General features: G+C 69.8%; 16 protein-coding genes. 13 read left to right on the forward strand and 3 right to left on the reverse strand.

The genetic code is table 11. The features are described 5' to 3' along the window. Positions 1-193: 193 nt before the first annotated feature. Complete coding sequence (locus ACFOWZ_RS00165; RefSeq protein ID WP_382366916.1) at positions 194-3,028, reverse strand: glycoside hydrolase family 3 C-terminal domain-containing protein; 2,835 nt, start codon at positions 3,026-3,028, stop codon at positions 194-196. A 160-nt stretch (positions 3,029-3,188) separates the two neighbouring features. Between ACFOWZ_RS00165 and ACFOWZ_RS00170 the strand changes: the two genes are divergently transcribed. After that, positions 3,189-4,871 carry a hypothetical protein gene (locus ACFOWZ_RS00170; protein ID WP_382366918.1) on the forward strand — a complete coding sequence of 561 codons (1,683 nt, stop codon included), beginning with the start codon at positions 3,189-3,191 and terminating at the stop codon, positions 4,869-4,871. Next, the gene (locus ACFOWZ_RS00175; RefSeq protein ID WP_382366920.1) at positions 4,868-5,815 is read left to right on the forward strand and encodes an ABC transporter permease; all 948 of its coding nucleotides are present in this window, start codon (positions 4,868-4,870) and stop codon (positions 5,813-5,815) included. Before ACFOWZ_RS00170 ends, ACFOWZ_RS00175 begins: the two co-directional genes overlap by 4 nt. On the opposite strand, the gene ACFOWZ_RS00180 is transcribed toward ACFOWZ_RS00175, so the two are convergent. After that, positions 5,754-7,037 (reverse strand): RNA-guided endonuclease InsQ/TnpB family protein, encoded by a 1,284-nt coding sequence (locus tag ACFOWZ_RS00180; RefSeq protein ID WP_382366922.1) that lies wholly within the window; start codon positions 7,035-7,037, stop codon positions 5,754-5,756. The genes ACFOWZ_RS00175 and ACFOWZ_RS00180 overlap by 62 nt on opposite strands. A gap of 146 nt (positions 7,038-7,183) precedes the next feature. Between ACFOWZ_RS00180 and ACFOWZ_RS00185 the strand changes: the two genes are divergently transcribed. From ACFOWZ_RS00185 to ACFOWZ_RS00235, 11 genes are all read left to right on the forward strand, one after another. Then, a complete protein-coding gene (locus tag ACFOWZ_RS00185; protein ID WP_382366923.1) occupies positions 7,184-8,155 on the forward strand; it encodes a carbohydrate ABC transporter permease in 972 nt (323 codons plus the stop codon). 6 nt (positions 8,156-8,161) lie between these two features. After that, a complete protein-coding gene (locus ACFOWZ_RS00190; protein WP_382366924.1) occupies positions 8,162-9,190 on the forward strand; it encodes a LacI family DNA-binding transcriptional regulator in 1,029 nt (342 codons plus the stop codon). Positions 9,191-9,228: 38 nt separating this feature from the next. Further along, positions 9,229-11,265: a glycoside hydrolase family 31 protein gene (locus ACFOWZ_RS00195; protein WP_382366925.1), complete on the forward strand. Its 2,037-nt coding sequence runs from the start codon at positions 9,229-9,231 to the stop codon at positions 11,263-11,265. After that, positions 11,262-13,244, forward strand: coding sequence for a beta-galactosidase (locus ACFOWZ_RS00200; protein WP_382366927.1), 1,983 nt, complete (start codon positions 11,262-11,264; stop codon positions 13,242-13,244). The genes ACFOWZ_RS00195 and ACFOWZ_RS00200 overlap by 4 nt, the downstream gene beginning before the upstream one ends. Then, complete coding sequence (locus ACFOWZ_RS00205) at positions 13,241-15,301, forward strand: alpha-galactosidase (RefSeq protein WP_382366929.1); 2,061 nt, start codon at positions 13,241-13,243, stop codon at positions 15,299-15,301. The genes ACFOWZ_RS00200 and ACFOWZ_RS00205 overlap by 4 nt, the downstream gene beginning before the upstream one ends. Continuing rightward, on the forward strand, positions 15,298-16,752 hold the full coding sequence (locus ACFOWZ_RS00210) for a glycoside hydrolase family 43 protein (protein WP_382366931.1): 1,455 nt from the start codon (positions 15,298-15,300) through the stop codon (positions 16,750-16,752). The genes ACFOWZ_RS00205 and ACFOWZ_RS00210 overlap by 4 nt, the downstream gene beginning before the upstream one ends. 12 nt (positions 16,753-16,764) lie before the next feature. Next, positions 16,765-18,777, forward strand: a complete 2,013-nt coding sequence (locus tag ACFOWZ_RS00215) for a cellulase family glycosylhydrolase (RefSeq protein WP_382366933.1) — start codon at positions 16,765-16,767, stop codon at positions 18,775-18,777. A gap of 169 nt (positions 18,778-18,946) precedes the next feature. Further along, positions 18,947-19,822: an SDR family NAD(P)-dependent oxidoreductase gene (locus ACFOWZ_RS00220; RefSeq protein WP_382366935.1), complete on the forward strand. Its 876-nt coding sequence runs from the start codon at positions 18,947-18,949 to the stop codon at positions 19,820-19,822. Between the two features lie 6 nt (positions 19,823-19,828). Further along, positions 19,829-19,981 (forward strand): hypothetical protein, encoded by a 153-nt coding sequence (locus ACFOWZ_RS00225; protein ID WP_382366937.1) that lies wholly within the window; start codon positions 19,829-19,831, stop codon positions 19,979-19,981. Between the two features lie 43 nt (positions 19,982-20,024). Beyond that, positions 20,025-21,350, forward strand: coding sequence for a flavin-containing monooxygenase (locus tag ACFOWZ_RS00230; protein ID WP_382366939.1), 1,326 nt, complete (start codon positions 20,025-20,027; stop codon positions 21,348-21,350). Then, positions 21,347-22,738 carry an aldehyde dehydrogenase family protein gene (locus ACFOWZ_RS00235; RefSeq protein WP_382366941.1) on the forward strand — a complete coding sequence of 464 codons (1,392 nt, stop codon included), beginning with the start codon at positions 21,347-21,349 and terminating at the stop codon, positions 22,736-22,738. The genes ACFOWZ_RS00230 and ACFOWZ_RS00235 overlap by 4 nt, the downstream gene beginning before the upstream one ends. Here the strand turns inward: ACFOWZ_RS00235 and ACFOWZ_RS00240 are convergent, their stop codons facing one another. Beyond that, positions 22,739-23,803 (reverse strand): AraC family transcriptional regulator, encoded by a 1,065-nt coding sequence (locus ACFOWZ_RS00240; protein WP_382366943.1) that lies wholly within the window; start codon positions 23,801-23,803, stop codon positions 22,739-22,741. Between the last annotated feature and the right edge of the window lie 217 nt (positions 23,804-24,020).

Here is a 24,020-nt window from a genome sequence, read left to right on the forward strand (position 1 = left end):
CCAGGTTGGTGGTACTTGCAGACGCCTGAGGGTGGCCCGCCTCCCGCCAGGGACGGGCCACCCCGGCTCTGCCCGGTGGCCCAGGCAGAAGGGGTGGGCCCTCCAGGGACGGAGCCACCCCGCCTCTGCCCAGCGACCCTGGCAGAGGGGAAAGGTGGTGGCCCGCCACCGCCGGTTCGGCGGGCCACCGGTCTCACCCGGCTGCGGAGAACCGGAAAGCCTCCAGCCGGAACGTGCCGTGCAGCACCACCTTCAGGTCGTGCACCCCGTCCACCGCCGTCGCGAGGGAGGCCGACGCGGTCGCCCACGTGTAGCGGCCGCCGGTCACCGGCACCGGGAGCGATGCCAGCAGCTCGTCGCCTGTCCAGAACTCCAGCCGTTCGCCCGGATCGCCGTTGTCCCAGGCCACTTCCGCCTCGACCCGGACGGCGCCGGACAGGTCGACGGACCGGAACCACAGCGTCGCCGGCGCAGAACCCGCCGCGGTGACGGCGTCGCCCGAAGTCAGGGTCGCGTCGACCAAGGTCGCACCTGAGTAGTCATCGAAATCGGCAGCGAGCACTCGGTGGTCGACGGCCGCGCGAGGAACGGGAGGCGGGCCCACCGCGGTCAGCGGTGCCGTGAGCACCACGTCGTCCGCGGAACGGGCCACCAGCACCTCGTGGGCGCCGGGGTCGACGGTGAAAGCGCTGGTCGCGACGTCCCAGTGGGCCAGCTGGTCGGCGGCCAGCCGGAACGTCAGCACTCGGCTCTCACCCGCGTCGAGCCTGACCTTGCGGAAGTCCGCCAGCCGCAGCCGCGGGGCCTCGTAGCGGGCGTCGAGGGCACGGACGTAGAGCTGGACGACCTCGCTGCCGGGCCGCGAACCGGTGTTGGTCACCGTCACCGAGACGTCGACGGAGCTGTTCTGAGTGATCGTGTCCGACGACAGGATCAGGTCGCGGTGGGCGAACGACGTGTAGGAGAGGCCGTGGCCGAACGGGTACAGCGGCGCGGCCCGGTGGTACTGGTAGGTCCAGCCCGCCTTGATGATGTCGTAGTCGAGGGGGTGCGGCAGCTCGTCGTCGCCGCGGTACCACGTCTGCGGCAACCGTCCGGACGGTTCGGCCTCGCCCAGCAGGACGGCCGCCAGCGCCCGGCCTGTCTCCTGCCCGCCGTGGGACGTCCACACCACGGCGGGCAGGTGCTCGTCGGCCCAGTCCAGGGCGTAGGGGTAGCTGCTCATCACGACCAGCGCGGTGTCCTCGCGGACGCCCGCGACCGCGCGCAGCAGCGAGTCCTGGGAGGCGGGCAGCGCGATGCTCCTGCGGTCCTCGGTCTCGCGGCCGTGGATGAGCGGGTGGTTGCCGAGGACGACCACCGCCACGTCGGCGGACACGGCGGCCGCGAGCGCCTCGGCGGTGCCGTCGCGCAGGAGCTCGTGCTCCCACCGTTCGGCGGCTTCCGGCGTCTCCGCGGTGAGGCTGACCCTTCCGTCGACGGGATCCACGACGGCGTACCGGCCCGTGAACACGTTCTGGAACAACACGGAGTCGTCCACCGGCACCAGGCGGAACGTCTCGCAGACGTCCCAGCTCTTGATCTGCTCCTGGTCGGCGGCGAGTGAGCCGTCCTCGCGCTTGAGGCTCAGGTAGCGGCCGTTCTCCACCGACTTGAACGTCAGCACGCCGTCGCCCCAGTCGACGACGTCGAACGCGGTCTTGCCGAGCAGTTCGCCGCTCGTGCGCGAGCGCAGCGCCACCCGGTCCGCGCCGTCGGCCACGACCACCTCGCCGCCGCGGTCGCCGAGCACCGCCTGGAGCCCGCCCGCGACCGTCACCTGGTACGGCAGCGTGCCGCTGTACCAGTCCTCGCACAACGTGTCCGCGAGCGGACCGATCACGGCGATCCGCGGGGCGCCTTGAAGCGGCAGGAGGCCGTCGTTGCGCAGCAGCACGATCGACTCGGTCGCGGCCTCCAGCGCGAGGGCGCGGTGTTCGGGGGAGTCGATGACCTCGGGGCCGATCGAGGCGTAGGGGTCGAGGTCGGGATCGAACTCGCCGAGGCGGAAGCGGATCTCCAGCTGCCGCCGCACCGCGCGATCCACGTCAGCGGAGTCGATCAGGCCGCGCTCGAGCGCCTCGCGCAGCCTGCCGATCGGGGTGGCGCTGTCCTCACCGTGGTCGGTGAAGCTGTCGATGCCGGCCTTCAACGCGGCGGCGTGCGACTCCGCGTGGTCGTCGAAGTAGTGCTCGGGATCGACCAGGTTGGACGGTGCCTCGGCGTCGCTGACCACGAACAGCTCGTGCCCGGTCGGCTCCGCCCAGCGCCGCAGCTCCGTCTCGATGAGCGGGGTGACGTGGCACGGACGGCCGTTGACCAGGTTGTACGCGGCCATGGCGCCGGTCGCGGCACCGGAGGCGATCACCGGGCGGAAGGCCGCGAGGTCGTACTCCTGCAGCACGCGCGGACGCACACCCGAGGACGTGACGCAGCGGTCGTCCTCGTTGTTGTAGGCCAGGTAGTGCTTGAGCACGGTCGCGGTGCGCAGGAACCGGTGGTGGTCGCCCGTCATCCCGCGGCAGAACGCGATGCCGAGGCGCGCGGTGTGCAGCGGGTCCTCGGAGTAGCCCTCCTCGTTGCGGCCCCACCTCGGGTCGCGCAGCAGGTTCAGCACCGGCGCCCACGCCTGCAGGCTGTTCCGGCCCGTGCCGATGGCCGTCGGGCGGTGGTAGTGGAATGCCCTGAGCTCGACCGACGTGGCCTCGGCGACGCGGTGCACGAGGTCCTCGTCCCAGGTCGCGCCCAGTCCGACCGCCTGCGGGAACACGGTGGCGACACCGAGCCACGCGACGCCGTGCAGCGCCTCGCTGCCCGTGCGGAACGCGGCGACGCCCAGTCGCGGCACGGCCGGTGAGTACTGGTGCAGCATCGCGATCCGCTCGTCGAGCGTCAGCCGCTCGAGCAGATCGTCGATGCGCTTGCGCGTCGACAGCGCGGGGTCGCGGAACGGCAGCCTCTCGGCGGCGGACACGGACTCGGAAACCACTTGGTAACCCCTCAGGTCGGAGCTAGCGGTGAAGCGTTTCGACGGTGGCACGCTTGGGTTTCTGCTGTCAACGGTCTTGTTTCATGCGAGCTGCATCACTAACCTGCCCGACATCTGTTTAAGCGCTTCGACACTTCGACGACGAAGGATCGGTCCCGCCATGGGCATGGAGTTGAACCGCAGGAACTTTCTGAGCGCCACGATCTCGGCCGCGGGTCTGGTCGCGATGGGGCCGCTGCTGTCGGCCTGTGGCGGGGGTGGCCCGTCACGGGCCGGCGTGAACTCCGAGTCAGGTCTGAAAGCCGTGCTGCCGGCCTACGTGCCGAACACGTCGATCAAGCCGGACATCCCCTCCGTGGCGGGCGGTCCCGACGTCATGACGGACCCCGGCTTCCTCAGCTACCCGTCCAACCCGGTCGCGACCGTGTCCGGCGTGCCGGGCAAGGGCGGGAAGTACTCGGCGGTCACGCCCCTGTGGGGCACCATCCCACCCGCCGACAACAGCTTCTACCAGGCCATGAACAAGGCGCTGGGTGTCCAGCTCGAGATGAAGCCCGCCGACGGCAACAACTACAACACGATCATCCCGACGATGACCGCGGCGAAGAAGCTCCCCGACTGGATCAACCTGCCCGGCTGGTGGAACGCCAACTTCAACACAGGCGGCCTGGCCGGCAGCCAACTCGCCGACCTCACGCCGTACCTGTCCGGCGACAACATCAAGAAGTACCCCAACCTCGCGGCCATCCCCACCGCCGCGTGGAGGGCCGGTGCCTGGGGCGACAAGCTGTACGGCATCCCGTCGTTCTCGACCGGGTTCAAGGTCGCCGGCGTCGTCTTCTACCGCCGTGACGTCCTCGAGGCCAAGGGCATCACCTCCGACCAGGTGAAGTCCGCCGACGACCTGATGAACCTCGGCAAGGAGCTGACCGACGCCAAGAGCGGTGTCTGGGCGTTCGACGACGTGTACCGGTACATCTACACCGCCTTCGGCGCACCGCTGAAGTGGAAGGTGGACAACGGAAAGCTCATCCACCTGTACGAGACGCAGGAGTTCCTGGACGCGGCCGACTGGAACCGCAAGCTCGCGGTCGCCGGGTATGTGCACCCCGACGCACTGGCAGGTGACAACGCCGGCGGCAACACCCGGTTCTTCGGCGGCAAGACGTTGATCGGCGGCGGTGGCCAGGGTGCCTGGAACCTCGCCGACCTCCAGTCGGGCCAGGCCGCGAACCCGAACTACCGCCGTGGTGCGTTCAACTTCTTCTCCGCCGACGGCAAGAGCGCGCCTCGCGTCGACATGGGGCAGTCCACCGACATCATCAGCTACCTCAACGCCAACCTGAAGCCGGAGCAGATCGAGGAGTGCCTCGCGGTCGCGAACTACCTGGCCGCGCCGTTCGGGTCGGCCGAGTACACGATGGTCAACTTCGGCGTCGAAGGCACTCACTTCACGATGAAGGACGGTGTGCCGGCACCGACCGAGGCGGGCATGAAGGAGGTCCAGGCGAAGACCTACCCGTTCCTGGCCGCGCCGCCCTCCGTCGTCAACAACCCCACCGGTGACATCGTCACGAAGGACCTCACCGCCTGGCAGGCCGCCAACGTGAAGGCACTCGCCAAGCCGGTCTTCTGGGGCATGAACATCAGCATGCCGCAGGCGCAGGCCACGGCGGATGCCGGGCAGGGTGTCGAGGACACCCTCAAGGACGTCATCCACGGCAAGAAGACGGTGCAGGAGCTGAAGGACGCCGTCGCGAACTGGAAGAGCAGCGGCGGTGGTGACCGGCTGATCCAGTGGACGAACGACAACGTCCTGCAGAAGTTCGGCACGGGACAGTGACCACGCTCCGATCGGATCGCGAGGGACGACCGGCGAGGCTGAGCTGGCGGATCAGGTTGCAGCGCGACCGGTCGCTCATCCTGATGACGCTGCCCGCCGTCGTCCTGCTCGTGGTCTTCAACTACGTGCCCTTGTTCGGGCTCGCCACCGCGTTCCAGGAGTACGACCCGCTGGCCGGGGTCTGGCAGAGCACCTGGGCGGGCCTGTACCAGTTCGAGCGGCTGATGAGCGACTCGCTGTTCTGGGGCGCGCTGACGAACACGCTCTACCTGAGCTTCGTGCAGCTGATCCTGTTCTTCCCGGTCCCGATCGCGCTGGCGCTGCTGCTCAACTCGGTGTTGTCCGAACGGATCCGCAACTTCATCCAGTCGGTCGTGTACCTGCCGCACTTCTTCTCGTGGGTGCTGGCGATCACGATCTTCCAGCAGATGCTCGGCGGTGCCGGCGCGGTGAACCACTTCCTGCGCAGCAACGACATCGGCACCTGGGACGTCATGACCAACCCGGACACCTTCGCGCTCCTGGTCACCTCCCAGGTGATCTGGAAGGAGGCCGGGTGGGGGATCATCGTGTTCCTGGCGGCGCTCGCCGCGATCAACACCGACCTCTACGAGGCGGCCGCCGCGGACGGGGCCGGTCGGTGGCGGCGGCTGTGGCACATCACATTGCCCGGCCTGCGCTCGGTCATCGTGCTGATGCTCGTGCTGCGCCTGGGCAACGCGCTGACCGTCGGGTTCGAGCAGTTCCTCATCCAGCGCAACGCCGTCGGTCACGACACGGCCGAGGTCCTGGACACCTTCTCGTTCTACTACGGCATCGCCACCGGCGACTACAGCTACGGCGCGGCGGCGGGCCTGTTCAAGAGCGTCATCTCGTTGTTGCTCATCTGGGGTGCGAACAAGCTGGCGCACGCCTTCGGTGAAGACGGGTTGTACCGGAATTGACTTCGTCCGCTCGCGAACGAGAGGAGTCCTGCGGCTCGCGCCGCGGGGTTTTCTGCTTCGTCGCCGACTGCCCGCCCGGAGGGTTCCGTTGAGGTCTTACACCGGCTCCACAGACTGGCACCGCCAGCCCGGCGGCCATAATGTTGCGTGCCGCGTTCACGTCCCGATCATGGATCGCGCCGCAGCCACAGGTCCACGTACGTACGTGCAGCGGCATCGCCGCCGTGAGCGCGCCGCAGACCGAGCACAGCTTGGACGACGGGAACCAGCGATCGACCACGATCACGTCGCGCCCGTACCAGTTCGCCTTGTATTCCAACAGTTGCCGAAACTCCCGCCAGCCCGCATCGTCGATCGCTCGCGCGAGCCGGCGGTTCCGGACCATGTTGGACACTGCCAGGTCCTCGATCACGAGCGCTTGGTTTTCACGCACGAGCCGAGTAGTGATCTTGTGCAGGTGGTCGGTGCGCCGGTCGGCGATCCGAGCGTGCACACGAGCGAGGTTGACGCGGGCCTTGGCCCGGTTGCTGCTTCCCTTCTGCTTGCGGCACAAGGTCCGCTGAGCCCTGGCCAGCACGAGTCGATCACGCCGTTCGTGCCGGGGATTGTCGATCTTCTCCCCGGTCGAGAGCACGAGCAGGTGATCGAGACCGACATCGATGCCCACTGTCGCGTCGGTGGTGGGCAGCGGTTTCACGCCGAGGTCCTCGCACAGCAGGGACACGAACCAGCGCCCGGCCGCGTCCCGCGACACGGTTGCGGTCGACGGCACCGCGCCCTCTGGCAACGGCCGGGACCAGCGGATGTCCAGCGGCTCGGCCATCTTCGCCAGTGTCAGCGCACCGTCACGCCACCGGAACGCCGACCGCGTGTACTCGGCGCTGGCGCGCGACTTCTTACGCGACTTGAACCGCGGATACCGCGCACGCTTGGCGAAGAAGTTGCCGAATGCCGTCTGCAGGTGCCGCAACGCCTGCTGCAGTGGCACGGCCGACACCTCGGCCAGGAACGCGAACTCCGCGGTGCGTTTCCACCCGGTCAGCAGCGCCGATGTGGTCGCGTAGCCCACCCGTTCCCCGCGCAGCGTCCACGCTTCCGTACGAGCCTGCAATGCCAGGTTGTAGACCTTGCGGACACATCCGAACGTGCGCAACAGCTCAGCTGCCTGTGCCTCGGTCGGGTAGAAGCGGAACTTGAACGCTCGCTTCACCTGTCCATTCACAGTTCACAGAATACCGAGCCGTTGTGTGAGCCTGCCCAGGTGGGTCGTCGGCGCCGCGTCGTCCTGATCCTCAATCGACTGTCCTGCTCTGCCCCGCAGAAGTGCGGCTCCACGCTGAAGGACGGCGTTTCGTCGGAGGACTTGAAATGACACTCGCGATCGAACGCACCGAAACGGGCCCGGAGACCTCTGCGCCCCAAGAGGTTCGTCGCAGGCGACGGACCGAGCGCCCGGCCTGGGAGGAACCACCGACGCTGGCCGGCGAGGCCGCCAAGGGCATCACCCTCGGCGGCGTGCTGCTGGTCATGCTGGTGCCGCTGTGGATCATCGTGGTGACCAGCCTGTCCACCCAGGCCGCGGTCAACCGGGCGGGCGGCCTCGTCATCTGGCCGGACGGCCTGACGCTCGAGGCCTACAAGGTGATGCTCGCGGACTCGACGGTGCGCAGCGCGCTGCTGGTGAGTCTCGGCATCACCGCGGTCGGCACGCTCGTCTCGATGGCGGTCTCCGTCATGTGTGCCTACGGCCTGTCCAGGTCGCGGTCGCTCGGGCACCGCTTCATCCTGATGCTGCTGATCGTCACCATGTTCGTCAACGGCGGCCTGATCCCCACGTTCCTGGTCGTCACCGGGCTCGGTGGCTACGGGCAGTGGTGGGCGCTGATCCTGCCGAGCGCGGTGTCCGTGTTCAACATCCTGATCCTGCGCGCGTTCTACTCGAGCACGTCGCTGGACTTGATCGAGGCGGCACGGATCGACGGCGCGGGGGACTGGCGGATCCTGTGGTCCATCGTGCTGCCGACCTCCCGTGCCGTCACCGCGGTGATGGCGCTGTTCTACGGCGTCGGCTACTGGAACTCGTTCTTCAACGTCATGTTGTACATGCCGACGGACAGCGAGAAGTGGCCGTTGCAGTACGTGTTGCTGACCTACGTCAACCGCGGCAACGGAATGCCGGGCTCGGTCAACTCCGGGTTCGGTTCCCAGTTCTCCCAGACCGCGCCGCTGTCGCTGCAGATGGCGGTCGTGGTGCTGACGCTGGTTCCGCTGCTCGTCGTTTACCCGTTCGTGCAGAAGCACTTCCGCACGGGCGTCCTGACCGGTGCTATCAAGGGCTGATCTTTCATGGTGACCATTGCCGACGTGGCCAGGCACGCGGGCGTGTCGTCCAGCACGGTGAGCTACGTGCTGAGCGGCAAGCGCGCGATCTCCGAGGAGACCCGGCAGCGGGTGCAGAGTTCCGTGCGCGAGCTCGGATACCACCCCAACGCCGGTGCCCGCGCCCTGGCCGCGCGGCGATCGCACATAGTCGCGCTGATGGTGCCGCTGCGCACCGACGTCTACGTCCCGGTGATGATGGAGATCGCCATCTCGGTGACGATGGCGGCGCGTCAGCACGGCTACGACGTCCTGCTGATCACGAACGACGAGGGCCCGGACGGGGTGCGCCGGATCGCGGGCAGCGGCCTGGCCGACGGCCTGATCATGATGGACGTCGAGCTGGACGACGAGCGCATCCCGGTGCTGCGCTCCCTCGGCACGCAGGCGGCGTTGATCGGTCTGGCCGACGACGCGCGCGGACTGTCCTGTGTGGACCACGACTTCGCCACGGCCGGGGCGTTGTGCGCCGACCACCTGGCCGACCTCGGCCACCGCGAGGTCGCGTTCATCGGCTACGGCTCCGGGGTCTACCACCGCCACGCGGGCTACGCCGAGCGCACGCTCACCGGGTTCCGCGGCCGCGCCGAACAGCGCGGCCTGCGGTTCCTGCACCGGTCGTGCGAGGGCACCTACGAGAGCACCGCGGGAACGCTCGCCCGCATCCTCGCCGACCGTCCCGGCACCACCGGTTTCGTGGTGCAGAACGAAGGCGCGATCGGGCCGCTGCTGACCCTGCTGCGCACCAGCGGGCGGACCGTGCCCGAGGACGTCTCGGTCATCGCGTTGTGCCAGGACCAGCTCGCCGAGCAGTTCGCGCCGAGGCTCACCGCGGTCACCGGTTCCGCGCAGGAGCTCGGCCGGCTCGCCGTCGAGCAGATCATGCGCAGGATCACCGCGATCAACGCCGGCGACCGGCCGGCTGACGACCGGGTCCTGCTCACGCCCGTGCTGACCGTCCGGGACAGCACGGGGCCCGCGCCGCACCAGTCCTGACCTTCTCCGCACTCCCCACGAACGCGAGGAGCCCCCGCATGCCCCCACACTTCCGAGACCTCGGCACCGCCCTCGAATGGCGCGCCAAGGGCGAGACCCTGCGCGTCGAGGCGTGGGGCCCCGACGCCGTCCGGGTCAGGGCGACCCCCGGCGGGCCGCTGGCCGAGGACCTGCCGGGAGCGTTGCTGGACACTCCGCCCGGCGGTGGTGACGCGGAGATCAAGATCGCCGAGCACCACGCGACCCTCGTCAACGGCAGGATCACCGTCAGGATCGACGCCGACACCGAGGGAAAGCTCACCCCGGAGCTCGGCGCGTCCGCCGGACGGCTCACGTTCCTGCGGACCGAGGACGGCACCGAGCTGCTCGCCGAGCAGTCCGCGCACTTCTGGTGGCCGGGCCCGCGGCTCGCCACCGCGACGGGCAACGGCTACCACCGGCTGGAGCAGCGCTTCCAGGCCTACCGGGGAGAACGGTTCTACGGCCTCGGCCAGCACACCCACGGTCTGCTGGACCAGAAGGGCGCGGTCATCGACCTGGTGCAGCGCAACGCCGAGGTCACCATCCCGTTGCTGGTCTCCGACCGCGGCTACGGCCTGCTGTGGAACTCGCCCGCCATCGGCCGCGTCGAGCTGGCCGAGACCGGCACCCGCTGGGTGTCCGACAGCGCCCGGCAGATCGACTACTGGATCACCGCCGGACAGCCGGCCGACGTGCTGAGCCGCTACGCCGACGCGACCGGTCACTCACCCGAACTTCCCGAGTGGGCCTCGGGTTTCTGGCAGTGCAAGCTCCGTTACCGCACCCAGGACGAGCTGATGGAGGTCGCCCGCGAGTACCAGCGGCGCGGGCTGCCGTTGTCCGTGATCGTCTGCGACTTCTTCCACTGGACGCACCTCGGCGAGTGGAAGTTCGACCCCGCCGAGTGGCCCGACCCGGCGGGGATGGTCCGCGAGCTCGACGAGATGGGCGTCAAGCTGATGGTCTCGGTCTGGCCGTCGGTGAGCCCGGCCAGCGAGAACTACCACCCCATGCTGGACCAGGGTTTCTTCATCGGCACGGAGTTCGGGCCGATGGCGCACGCGGACTGGCCGGACAAGGGACTCGGCGCGTACTCCGCCCAGGTCGCGTTCTACGACGCCACCAACCCGGAGGCCCGCGAGTTCGTCTGGGAACGCATCCGGCGCGGCTACCACGAGCTCGGCGTCAAGGTGTTCTGGCTGGACGCCGGTGAACCCGAGCTCAAACCCGGCCACCAGTACAACCTGCGCTACCACGCCGGCCCTGGGCTGGAAGTGGGCAACATGTATCCGCGCGAGAACGCCCGGACCGTCCACGACGGACTGAAAGCGGCCGGCGAGACCGAGATCATCTCGCTCAACCGGTCGTCGTGGGCGGGCGCGCAACGGTACGGCGCCGCGCTGTGGTCCGGGGACATCGCCACCGACTTCGCCTCGCTGCGCACCCAGATCAAGGCCGGCCTGAACGTGATGATGTCCGGCATTCCCTGGTGGACCACGGACATCGGCGGCTTCCACGGCGGCGACCCCGACGACCCCGCCTACCGCGAGGTTCTCGTCCGCTGGTTCCAGTACGGCACGTTCTGCCCGCTGTTCCGCCTGCACGGCTTCCGCGGCGACGAGCAGGTGCTGGAGCCCGCGATGACCGGTCTGGCCAACGAGGTCTGGTCCTACGGCGAGGAGACCTACGAGATCCTCGCCGCGCACCTGCGACTGCGGGAACGCCTGCGCCCGTACGTGATGCGGCAGATGCGCACGGCCTCGGAGACCGGTGTGCCGCCGATGCGGCCGGTGTTCCTGGAGTTCCCGGACGACCCGGCGGCGTGGGAGGTCGAGGACGCGTTCCTGCTCGGACCCGACCTGCTCGTCGCGCCGATCACCGAGGCGGGTGTCCGCGAGCGCGAGGTCTGCCTGCCCGCCGGTGCCCGGTGGACCGACGTGTGGAGCGGCGAGGAGCACGAGGGCGGGCAGACCGTCACCGTCGCCGCACCGATCGACCGCATCCCGTTGTTCCTGCGCGACGGTGCGAACCTGCCCGTGCGGGAGGAGGCGTGATCACCGACCGGCTGGGCGGCCTCGCGTTCGGCGGCGACTACAACCCCGAGCAGTGGGACGAGCGGGTCTGGAAGGAGGACGACCAGCTGATGCGCGAGGCCAGGGTCAACCTGGCCACGGTCGGAGTGTTCTCCTGGGCACTGCTCGAGCCCGAGGAAGGCCGCTACGACTTCGAGTGGCTCGACGCGCACCTGGATCGCCTGCACGCCAACGGAGTCGCGGTCGACCTCGCCACCCCGACCGCCTCGCCGCCGCCGTGGTTCACGCTGGCGCACCCGGACGCCATGCCGGTCACGCGGGACGGCACCAGGCTGGTGCACGGCAGCCGCGACACGTACTGCATCAGCGCTCCCGCCTACCGCGCCGCGGCCCGCCGCATCGCCTCCGCGCTCGCCGAACGCTACGGCGACCACCCGGCCGTGGCCCTGTGGCACGTGCACAACGAGTACGTGACGTTGTGCTGGTGCGACCACACCGCCGCCGCGTTCCGCGTGTGGTTGCGCGCGAAGTACGGCTCGCTGGACGTGCTCAACGAGACGTGGGGGACCGCGTTCTGGAGCCAGCGCTACGGCAGCTGGGAGCAGGTCCTGCCGCCGCGCGCCACCCAGTGGCACCGCAATCCCGGACTCCTGCTGGACTTCAGCCGGTTCTTCTCCGACGAGGTGGTCGCCGCCTACTCGGAGCAGCGGGACGCGATCCGCGCGCACAGCGACCGGCCGGTGACGACCAACATGATGCTGCCCGGCTATCAGAACATCGACCTGTGGGCGCTGAGCCGCGAGGTCGACCTGGTCTCCATCGACTTCTACCCGTCCGCGCCCGGCCTGGACGCGGCCGCGGAGGCCGCCTTCACCGCCGACCGCGCCCGGTCGTTCGCGGGCGGGCGGCCGTGGCTGCTGATGGAACAGGGCACGAGCACCGTCTACGACCGCGGCCGGACGCTGGCCAAGGACCCCGGCGAGATCCTGCGGCACTCCCTGAGCCACATCGCGCGCGGGTCGGAGGGGGCGTTGTTCTTCCAGTGGCGCCAGTCGAAGGCCGGTGCCGAGCAGTGGCACTCGGCGATGGTGCCGCACGCCGGACCGGACAGCCGCGTCTTCGCCGAGGTGAAGGAGACCGGTGCCGCCGTCGCCGCCCTCGCCGAGCTCGCCGGGTCGACCGTCACCGCGGACGTGGCCGTGCTGCACGACTCCGACGCGTGGTGGGCGCTGAACTCGGACGGCCTGCCGTCGTCCGACCTGGACTACCACTCCTCGCTCAGTGCCGCCCACCGCGCGTTGTGGGACGCCGGGCTGGTCGCCGACTTCGCCCACCCGGAAGCGGATCTGGGCCGCTACCGGCTCGTGCTGGCGCCGGCGTTGTACCTGCTGTCCGATGCCGGCGCGGAGAACCTCCGCCGGTACGTCGAGGGTGGGGGCACGCTGCTCGTCCAGCACTTCAGCGGCGTCGTCGACGACCGCGCGCAGGCACGGCTCGGTGGTTATCCGGTCGCGCCTCTGCGGGAAGCGCTCGGCATCCGGGTCGTGGAGTACCGGCCGTTGCGGCAGGACGAGCGGATCACGCTCTCCGACGGTGCGCACGGCACGGTGTGGAGCGAGTCGCTGTGGCCGGAGGGCGCGGAGGTCGTCGCCACCTACACCCACGGGATGCTCGCGGGATCCCCTGCGATCACCAAGAACCGGTGCGGCAAGGGCACGGCCTGGTACCTGTCCACCCGGCTCGACGGCACGGACTACGGCGCGCTCGTCGCCGAGCTGCTCGACGACGCCGGGGTCACCCCGGTCCTGCCCGGCCTGCCTCCCGGCGTCGAGGCCGTCACCCGGCAGGCCGCGAACGGCGACCGCTGGCACGTCGTGCTCAACCACCGCCCCGACACCGTGCCGCTGCTCGCGAGAACCCACGACCTGCTCACCGGGCAACCGGTGGCGACACTGCCGCCCGGCGGCTGCGCCGTGCTGCGGGAGAGGCGATCGCGATGATCACGATCCGCTGGGGCCACGAAGCCCTGGAGTGGGAGTTCGACGTCACCGAGGACGGCGTGCGCCGCAGGGGCACCTCGCTGCCGCTGGTGGAGGTGACGACCACGGACCACGGCTGTCACTGGTCGAGCAACCGCCTCGTCGACACGGTGATCGGCGGACGGCTGCGGTACCGCGGCCACCGCGCACCGTCCGAAAAGGACTGGGAGGTGCTCGTCCTCGACCTGCACGACGAGGTGAGTGGCCTGGCGGTGGAGGTGACCTACCGTTCGCCGCAGGGTGTTCCCGCGGTCCGCGCCGAGGTCGCCGTGCGCAACGAGGGGAGTGCTCCGCTGCGGCTGGAGTCGGTCACCTCGCTGGTGCTGGGTGGTCTCACGGCAGGCCCGCCGGACAGCGCCGACGTGCTGTGGGCGGAGAACGACTGGAACGCCGAAGGCCGGTGGCGGCGCGAACCGTTGCGCCTCAGTTCACCGGACCGGGACGGACGGCTGGCCGACTACCGGCACAAGAGCGCGTTCACCGTGGCCGGACGGGGAGTGTGGTCCAGCAACGGCCATTTGCCCATGGGCGGTCTCACCGACCGCGAGACGGGCCGGACGTGGGTCTGGCAGATCGAGCACAACGGCGGTGGCTGGTCCTGGGAGTGCGGTGAGCTCGACGGCACCGGCTACGTGGCGCTGTCCGGGCCGGTGGAGCTGCACCACGGCTGGAACCGCGTGCTGGCACCGGGTGAGGAGTTCCGCACCGTGCCCGTCTCGCTGGCGTTCAGCGCCGACGGCGGGCCGGACGACGCGTTCGCCGCGCTGACCCGCTACCGCCGCGCGAGCCGCAGGCCCCACCCCGACCACACCGGCCTGCCCGTCATCTTCAACGACTACATGAACTGCCTGATGGGCGACCCGACCACGGCCCAACTGCTGCCGTTGATCGACGCCGCGGCCGACGCCGGTGCGGAGTACTTCGTCATCGACGCCGGCTGGTACGCCGAGCAGGGCGAGAGCTGGTGGGGCACGGTCGGTGCGTGGCAAGCGTCGCGCAGCCGCTTCCCCGGCGGGCTCGGGGAGGTGCTGACGCGGATCCAGGAACGCGGCATGGTTCCGGGGCTGTGGCTGGAACCCGAGGTCATCGGCGTCGACAGCCCGCTCGCGCAGAGCCTGCCCGACGAGGCGTTCTTCCGCCGTGACGGCGTGCGGGTCACCGACGTCGGCCGCCACCACCTCGACCTGCGCCACCCCGCCGCCCGCGCCCACCTGGACGAGGTGGTGGACCGGCTGGCCGGCTGGGGTGTCGGGTACCTGAAGCTCGACCACAACATCAATCCCGGCTCCGGCACCAGTTCCCGGGCGGGCGAGAGCCCCGCGGACGGGTTACTCGGCCACAACCGCGCCCACCTCGACTGGCTCGACGGCGTGCTGGACCGCCATCCGAACCTGGTGCTGGAGAACTGCGCGTCCGGCGGCATGCGCATCGACCACGCGCTGCTGTCGCGCACGCAGCTGCAGTCCACCAGCGACCAGCAGCACCTGGAGCGGTACGCGTCGATCGCGGCCGCCGCGCCGACGGCGATCACCCCGGAGCAGGCCGCCGTCTGGTCCTATCCGCTGCCGGAGCACTCGCTCGACGAGGTCGCGTTCACCATGACGAACGCGCTGCTCGGCAGGATCCACCTCTCCGGCAGGATCGCCGATCTGCAACCGGAGGCGCGTGCGCTCGTGCACGAGGCGCTGGCCGTCTACAAGGCCGTCCGCGCCGACCTGCCGCAGGCCGTTCCCGCCTGGCCGCTGGGACTTCCCGGCTGGGACGACCCGTGGCTCGCTCTCACCGCGTCCACGCCGTCCACGACGTACCTGACCGTCTGGCGTCGTGGCGGTGAGGACACCACGGTCCTGAAGCTGCCGCATCTGTCCCATGTGGACGTCGTGGTGGAACGGCTCTACCCGTCTGCCTCGTCGGCGGTCGCGTGGTGGCGCCAGGACACCGCGGAGCTGACGCTGACTCTGCCCACCGCACCGTCCGCAGTGCTGTACCGGCTCACGACCAGAGGAGTTGACGGGTGACCCAGCCAGTGATCCCGGGGATGTTTCCCGACCCCAGTGTGTGCCGGGTGGGGGAGGACTACTACCTGGTCTGCTCCAGCTTCGAGTACTTCCCCGGCATCCCGGTCTTCCACAGCCGCGACCTGGTGCACTGGACGCAGATCGGCAACGCGCTGGACCGGCCGAGCCAGCTGCGGCTGACCGCGGAAACCCCCGCGTCGGCCGGGATCTACGCGCCGACGCTGCGCCACCACGACGGCCGGTTCTGGCTGATCGTCACGAGCGTGAGCCACGGCGGCGGCAACATGGTCTTCACCACCACCGACCCGGCGGGACCGTGGTCGGACCCCGTGCTGCTGCCGGACGTCGGCGGCATCGACCCGGATCTCGCGTGGGACGACGAGGGGAACTGCTGGTGCACGGTCGCCGGGGTGCAGCAGTACCGGATCGACCCGGCGACCGGCGAGACCTTCGGGACACCGCAACGGCTCTGGTCCGGAACCCCGAAGGCCAAGGCCCCGGAGGCACCGCACCTGTACCGGATCGGCGAGCACTGGTACCTGATGATCGCCGAGGGCGGCACGGAGCGCGGCCACGCCGTCTCGATCGCGCGCGGCCCGTCCCCGAACGGCCCGTTCGAACCGTGTCCCGCCAACCCGATCCTCTCGCACCGCAGCACAGATGAGCCCGTGCAGAACACCGGCCACGCCGATCTCGTGCAGGCACCGGACGGGTCGTGGTGGATGGTGCTGCTCGCCGTGCGGCCCGGCGGGGGCACGCCGGGATGGCACGTGCTCGGCCGTGAGACGTTTCTGGCGCCGGTGACCTGGTCCGACGGCTGGCCGGTCGTGGGGGAGCTGACGTCCGGCGACCCCGGCGCCGTGGCGGACCTGGACGACTTCGACGCCGGTGAGCTGCGGCCGTGCTGGGTGTCGTTGCGCGACCGCTCCGAGGAGCACTGCACCACCAAGGAACGCTCCGGATGGCTGACCCTGCACGCCCGGGGGTCCTCTGTGGACGATCCAGCTGTGATCTTCGTCGGCCGGCGCCAGCAGCACCTGTCGTGCCGCGCCCGCACGTTGGTCGACCCGGCGGAGGGCAGCGGCGGTCTCGCGGTCCGGCTGGACGAGGACCACCACTACGAGATCGAGGTGGCGTCCGGAGAGGTCCGGGTCCTCGCCCGCATCGGCCCGCTGCGCACCGTGGTCGCGTCCCGCCCGACACCTGACGGGCCGGTGGTCCTCGTCGTGCAGGTGGACGAGAGGACGACGATGTGGGAGGCGCGTTCCGGCCCCGACACCCTCACGTTCGGCGTGGAGGAAGCCGACGGCACGGTCACCTCGCTCGCCACGCTCGACGGCAAGTACCTCTCGACCGAGGTCTCCGGAGGCTTCACCGGCCGCGTCATCGGCATGTACGCCGCCGCGGGCACCGTCCACTTCGACTGGTTCGACTACCAGCCGCTCAGCTGATTGCGAGGGTTCATGTTCCGCAAAGCACGGACAGTTCTCGGTGTTGTGGTGGCCGGGTGCACGGTCCTGGCCACGGCCGTCGCCCCGGCGTCGGCCGCGGCACCGGAGGCGGGGTGCCGCGTCACGTACACGGTCAAGGGCCAGTGGCAGGGAGGGTTCACCGCCGACATCGCCGTGGCCAACCTCGGCCCCGCGCTCGACGGCTGGGAGCTGAAGTGGGAATGGCCGACCGGCCAGCAGCTCGGTCACGGTTGGAACGCCCAGGTCAGCGAGTCCGATGACGCCGTCACGGCCAAGAACTCCGGCCACAACGCCAAGATCGCGACGAACGCGACGGTGAACTTCGGTCTCAACGGCACCTGGGGTCACGCCAACACGGCGCCGTTGTCGTTCTCGCTCAACGGTGTCACGTGCGTCCACGGCGGTCCGAGCCTCACCGCGATGGAGCACACGGCGGCCATGCAGCCGGGCTGGAACCTCGGCAACACGCTCGACGCCACCGGCCCCGACGAGACGTCGTGGGGCAACCCGCGTGTCACGGAAGCGTTGCTGGACAACGTGAAGGCGCAGGGCTTCAAGAGCATCCGCATCCCGGTGACGTGGGGCCAGCACCAGGGCCCCGCACCGGACTACACGATCGAGGCCGACTACCTCGCCCGCGTCGAGGAGGTCGTGCGCTGGGCGTTGGCACGCGACCTGTACGTGATGATCAACGTGCACCACGACTCGTGGCAGTGGATGGTGAAGATGCCTGCCGAGCACGACCGCGTGCTCGCCCAGTTCAACAGCCTCTGGAAGCAGCTGACGCCCGCCTTCACCGAGTACGGGCCCAAGCTGATGTTCGAGAGCTGGAACGAGCCGCAGTTCGCCGGGAGCACGGGCAAGCCCCAGGAGATCGCGCTCAACGCCGAGCTGAACGCCGCGTTCCACGACATCGTGCGCAAGTCGGGCGGGAACAACGCCACCCGTCTGCTGGTCCTGCCGACCCTGCACACCTCGACCGAGCAGCAGTACGTCGACCCGCTGGTGGAGCAGATCCGCGGGTTGAACGACCCGAACCTGATCGCGACCGTGCACTCCTACGGCTACTGGCCGTTCAGCGCGAACGTCGCGGGCGGCATCCGCTACGACGCCACCGCCCAGCAGTTCGACACCGACTCGTTCGACCGCGTCCACAACAGCTTCATCGCCAAGGGCATTCCGGTGATCCTCGGCGAGTTCGGGCTGCTCGGGTTCGACCGGCACACCGGGACCGTCGAGCAGGGCGAGAAGCTGAAGTTCTTCGAGTACGTCGGCTACTACGCCCGCACCAAGAAGATCACCACCATGTTGTGGGACAACGGTCAGCACTTCGACCGCACGATGTTCCAGTGGAAGGATCCGGAGCTCTTCGCTCACATCAAGTCGAGCTGGACGACCCGGTCCGCCACCGCCTCGACCGACCAGGTGTTCACCGCGAAGCCGAGCGCCATCACCGCCAGGACCGTCACGCTCAACCTCAACGGGGCGAAGTTCTCGGGGCTGTACAACGGGAACATCGCCCTGTCCAGGGGCCGCGACTACACGCTCGACGGCGACCGGCTCACCCTGACCGCGTCGGCGCTGACGAAGCTGAGCGGCTCGCGGACCTACGGTGTCAACGCCGTGCTGACGGCCCGCTTCTCCCAGGGCGTGCCGTGGCGGTTCTACGTCATCACCTACGACACGCCCGTGCTGGGCAACGCGACGGGGACGACGGAGAAGTTCGAGATCCCGATGGACTTCCGCGGCGACCAGCTCGCCACGATGGAGGCCAAGTACGACGACGGCACCTTCGCCGGTCCGCACGACTGGACGTCGTTCAAGGAGTTCGACAAGGCGTTCGCGCCGAACTACACCGACCGCAAGACCGAGCTGAAGGCGGAGTTCTTCACCAACGTCAAGGACAACCAGCGAGTGACGCTCACGTTCCACTACTGGAGCGGCACCAAGGTCTCCTACCACGTGACGAAGTCGGGGAGCGCGGTCACCGGCACGACCGCCTGATCCGTTCCATTCGAGACAGGAACCGCCGAAGACCGCGAACGGTTTTCGGCGGTTCCGCGTTTGGCCGCTGTGGTTCCCTCTGTGGCCTCGTCGGCCAGTTCCAGCGCGGCCGCGCGCCAATAGCTTCGTGACAACGAGTTGAACGAGTCACGAAGAGGTGGTCACCGCCATGAGCTACGACTTCCGGGACAAGGTCATCGCCGTCACGGGAGGCGCCGGCGGCATCGGCAGCGCGATGTGCCGGCGGTTCGCGTCCGGTGGCGCACAGTGCGTCGTCGTCGACATCGACGAGGTCCGCGCCAAGAAGGTCGCGGAGGAACTGCCGGGCGGCGGCCACTTCGGCGTCGGCTGCGACCTGATGGACTGGGCGCAGATCGAGCAGCTGTTCGAGCGGATCGGCGAGGAGTACGGCCGGCTGGACGTGCTCGTCAACAACGTCGGCATGACCAGCACCGAACGGTTCGACGAGCGCGACATCGCCAGCATCGAGCGGGAGATCACGCTCAACACGACCTCGCCGTTGGTGACCACGCGGCTCGCCATCCCGTTGCTGTGGAAGTCGCGCGACCCGCGGGTGATCAGCACCGTGTCGCTCGCCGGCATCTTCCCGCAGGGCGAGACGCCGGTGTACTGCGCGTCCAAGTTCGGGCTGCGCGGCGCGATGCTGTCGATCGGCCTCGACCTGCGGGAGAAGGGCATCCTGGCGGGATCGGTGCTGCCGTCGGCCACCGACACGCCGATGCTGCGGCAGGAGGCCGTCGAGGGCGGTAACTCCATGCAGTTCCTGGAGCCGCCGCAGCAGCCGTCCGACGTGGTGGCGGCCGTCGTCAGCATGCTCGACAAGCCGCGGCTGGAGGCCTACGCCCGCCCGAGCGAGTCGTTCAGCGCACGACTGGCGATGCTCGTGCCCAACCTGCTGCCGAAGATCCTTCCCTTCTTCCGCAAGCGCGGTGACCGCGGAGTGGTCCGCTACCTCGAGGACCTGGAGCGCCGCGGACTGGCCCGCCGCAACGGCGGCAGCTGGGAGCTCGTGCCCGAACGCTGACTCCCGTTGCTGGTGGGGCTGTTGCTGGACAACGCGGGAGCCGCGGTGCTGGGCGCGGTGTTCGCGGTGGGCGTGGTGATCGCCTCGGTGCCGCTGCTGCGGATGACGACGGCGGCCGCTGCGGTCCCTGTTGTGGCCGATGCGGTCAGTTCCAGCTGAACGCCGCGTCACTACGTTGAGCTGAAAGAGAAAGGGCGGGCTCGTGGACGACAACGAACTTGACACGTGCGTGATCGGAGCAGGGCCCGCCGGGCTCGCTGTGGCCAGGGCGCTGGCCGACAGGGGTCTCCCGTACACGCACGTCGAACGGCACACGGCGGTCGGCGGCATCTGGGACATCGACAACCCCGGCAGCCCGATGTACTCCTCCGCCCACTTCATCTCCAGCAAGACCAGGTCGGCGTTCGGCGGGTGGCCGATGCCCGATCACTTCCCCGACTACCCGTCACACCGGCAGGTCCTGAGCTACCTCAGGTCGTTCGCCGCCGCGTACGGGCTGACCGAGCGCATCGAGTTCGGCGTCGAGATCCGCGACGTCGAGAAGAACCCCGACGGCACCTGGACCGTCACCAGGGCCGACGGCAGCAGCACCGTGCACGCGCAGGTGGTGGTGTGCACCGGTTCCCAGTGGCACCCCAACATCCCCGAGCTGCCGGGACACTTCACCGGCGAGGTCCGGCACACGATGGGCTACCGCGACGCGGCCGAGCTGCGCGGCAAGCGGGTGCTCGTCGTCGGCGCGGGCAACTCCGGCTGCGACATCGCCTGCGACGCCGCACGCACCGCCGACCACGCCGTGATCAGCATGCGCCGCGGCTACTGGTTCATCCCCAAGCACCTGTTCGGCCGCCCTGTCGACACGTTGTCCGACACCGGACCACACCTGCCGAAGTGGCTGGAGCAGAAGGTCTTCGGCGCGCTGCTGAGGATGTTCGACGGCGACCCCGCGCGGCTCGGCCTGCCCGCACCCGACCACCGGCTGTTCGAGACGCACCCGGTCGTCAACTCGATGCTGATCCACCACCTGCGGCACGGCGACATCACGGCCAAGCCCGGCATCGCGCACACCGATGGCACAACGGTGGTCTTCACCGACGGCACCTGGGACGAGTTCGACCTGATCCTGCTCGCCACCGGCTACCGCCACGCGGTTCCGGTGGCGCAACGGTACTTCGGCGACGAGCAGCACCCGGACCTGTACCTGTCGGTGTTCTCCCGCGAGCACCGCGGGTTGTGCGGTGTCGGGTTCATCGAGACGAACTCGGGCGCCTACCAGCTCTTCGACCTCCAGGCGCAGCTCATCGCGTCGTACGTCCGAAGTGGATCCGAGCGGTTCGCGCGGATGATCCGCGAGGACCGGCCCGACCTCAGCGGTGGCCTGAAGTTCGTCGACTCGCCGCGGCACACCGGATACGTCGACAGCGGTGCGTACCTGAAGCACGTGACGAAGCTGGCGAGGGAGATGGGCTGGCCGACCGAGGGCAGGCCTCCCGTGCCCGCCGCGTTCCGCTACGAGGAGGCGGTGTGAGCCTCGAAGTCCGCAACCCCGCGACGGGGAAGCTGATCACCACCCTGCCCGTCACCACCGAGGCCGAGGTCGTGGCGGCAGCCGAACGGGCCGCGCGGGCGCACGAGAGCTGGTCGCGGCGGTCACCGCGCGAACGGGCGGCCGTGCTGCTGCGCCTCGCGGACCTGATGGAGGCCGACGCCGAGGTCCTCGCGCGGCTCGACTGCGAGGACGCGGGCAAGCCGATCACCGAGTGCCGCACCGGTGACGTGCCCGCAGCGATCGAGTCGGTGCGCTGGTTCGCCGAGGCGGCGGACAAGGTCTTCGGCCGCGTCGCGCCCACCGGCCCCGGCCACCTGGGCGTGGTCACCCGCGAGCCCGTCGGAGTGGTCGCCGCGATCCTGCCGTGGAACTACCCGCTCGCCATGGCCGCGTGGAAGATCGGCCCCGCGCTCGCCGCCGGGAACTGCCTGCTGCTCAAGCCCGCGGAGCAGACACCGAGGTCGGCGCTGCACCTCGCGGGTCTCGCGCGGGAGGCCGGTCTGCCGGACGGCGTGCTGACGGTGCTGCCGGGCTCCGGTGACGTCACGGGCGCCGCACTCGCCCGTGATCCGGTGGTGGGAGCGCTGTCGTTCACCGGCTCGACCGCCACCGGACGTCTCGTGCTCGCCACGGCCGCGCTGACGAACTTCAAGCGCGTGTCGCTGGAGATGGGAGGCAAGAGCCCGCAGGTGCTGATGGCGGACGCGCTCGGGTTCGGCGACCTCGTCGACAACATGGTCGACGCCGCGTTCCTCACCGCCGGCCAGAACTGCACGGCGGGCTCCCGCGTGCTGGTGCACCGCGACATCGCCGACGAGGTGGTGGACCGGTTCGTCACGGCCGTCGGCGCACTGGTCGTCGGTGACCCGGCCGACCCCGCGACCCGGATCGGTCCGCTGATCAGCCACACCGCCAGGGACCGGGTGGCGAAGGCGGTGGACGAGGCCGCGGCGGCCGGTGCCCGCGTGCACGCCGCGGACCTGCCGGACGGCCTGCACCCCGGTGGCGCGTACTACCCGCCGACCGTGGTCACCGACGTCCCCGCCGGGTCTGCCGTCCTCACCGACGAGCTGTTCGGGCCCGTTGTCACCGTCCAGACCTTCGCCACCGCGGAGGAGGCGGTCCGGCTCGCCAACGACACCGACTACGGGCTCGCCGCGTCGGTGTGGACGCGGGACATCGACCTCGCCTGGCGGCTGGCCCGCGGCATCCACGCGGGCGTCGTCTCGGTCAACTCCTACAGCGAAGGCGACATCACCACGCCGTTCGGCGGCTGGAAGCAGTCGGGGTTCGGTGGCGCGGAGAAGTCCACGACCGCGTTCGACCAGTGGACCAGGGAGAAGACGACGTGGCTGCGCACGCGCTGATCAGTCGTCCTGGTCGAGCACCGTGCCGCGCAGCTGCAACGGGGTCATGTCGTGCCAGCGGCGGATCGCCCGCCGCAGGGCGCGAACGTCGGAGAACCCGGTCCGGCGCGTGATGTCGGTCAGCGTCAGCTCGGGCTGCCGCAGCAGCTGTTCGACCCGCTCCCGCCGCACGCCGTCGACGAGCGCCTCGTAGGTGGTGCCGCACTCGGCGAGACGGCGGCGCAACGTCCGTTCACCCGTCGCCTGCCTGCGCGCCTGCTCGGCGAAGGTCGGCACGGACGGAAGGCTCTGCGCGACCGAGATCTCCAGCACCTCCAGCAGGTCCTGGCGGGAGCGCCGGGACGCCACCTGGCTCTCGAGCACCGCGAGCGTGGAGGCGTACGTGACCGGGTCGCGGGAGGGCATCTCGGTGCGCACGGACCCGGCGGGGAAGACGAAACCGTTGCGAGGTGCGGAGAAGCGGACCGGGCAGCGGAACAGGTCGGCGAACGGCGCGGTGTCCGGCGGGGCGGGGAAGGCGAAGTCCACCCGTCGCGGCCGGAAGTCGCCCAGGGTGAACCGGGTGACGGTGGTGACGCTCGCGAACGCCTCCTGGACCAGGAACGTGCCGACACCGGGATCCACCGCCGGATCCGGCAGGTCCGCCCACAGCGTGAAGCCGTCGTCGGCCTGCCCCGCCGACCACACCACCATCGCACCGGAGAGGTTCTGGAACCGCACACCCGTCTCGACGGCGGTGCCCAGGGTGTCGGCGGCCATCAGCGCGAACCCGATGAGGCCCCACGCGGCCGGGTGCTGCCGGGCGCCGACCTCCAGCCCGAGGTGGTCGATCCCGGTGAGCTTCAGGGCCCGCCGGATGACCTCGCTGCCCTGGCGGTAGGAGACCCGCAGGTCCGCGGACGTCAACAGCGTCTCGTCCAGCCCCACGTGCGCGAGCGCCGGGCGCAGGTCGACGCCGAGGTCGTCGGTGACCGCGATGAGGTACCGGATGATGAACGGCGGGATGGTCGCGGACGTGCTGCGGTTGCTCGGGCGAGCGGTGGCCTGCGGCGCGTCGGCGGACATGGGCAAATCATGCACGTTCACCCGTTCGACGGAACAGTCCACCCGGCGATGCGCCGAGTTCGTGTCCAACTGTCCGAAATGGAGATCGACGCGACTTCGACGCCGTTCGACCGCGATCGTCGAACGTCGAAGACCCTCGGATTCGGCGGGATTCGACGCTACGGTCCAGTGGAAGCGTTCTCGCGCACGCTTCCCCAACCGTCCACAGTGGATGCAC

Origin of the sequence: Lentzea rhizosphaerae (assembly GCF_042649515.1) — a bacterium.
Classification (GTDB): domain Bacteria; phylum Actinomycetota; class Actinomycetes; order Mycobacteriales; family Pseudonocardiaceae; genus Lentzea; species Lentzea aerocolonigenes.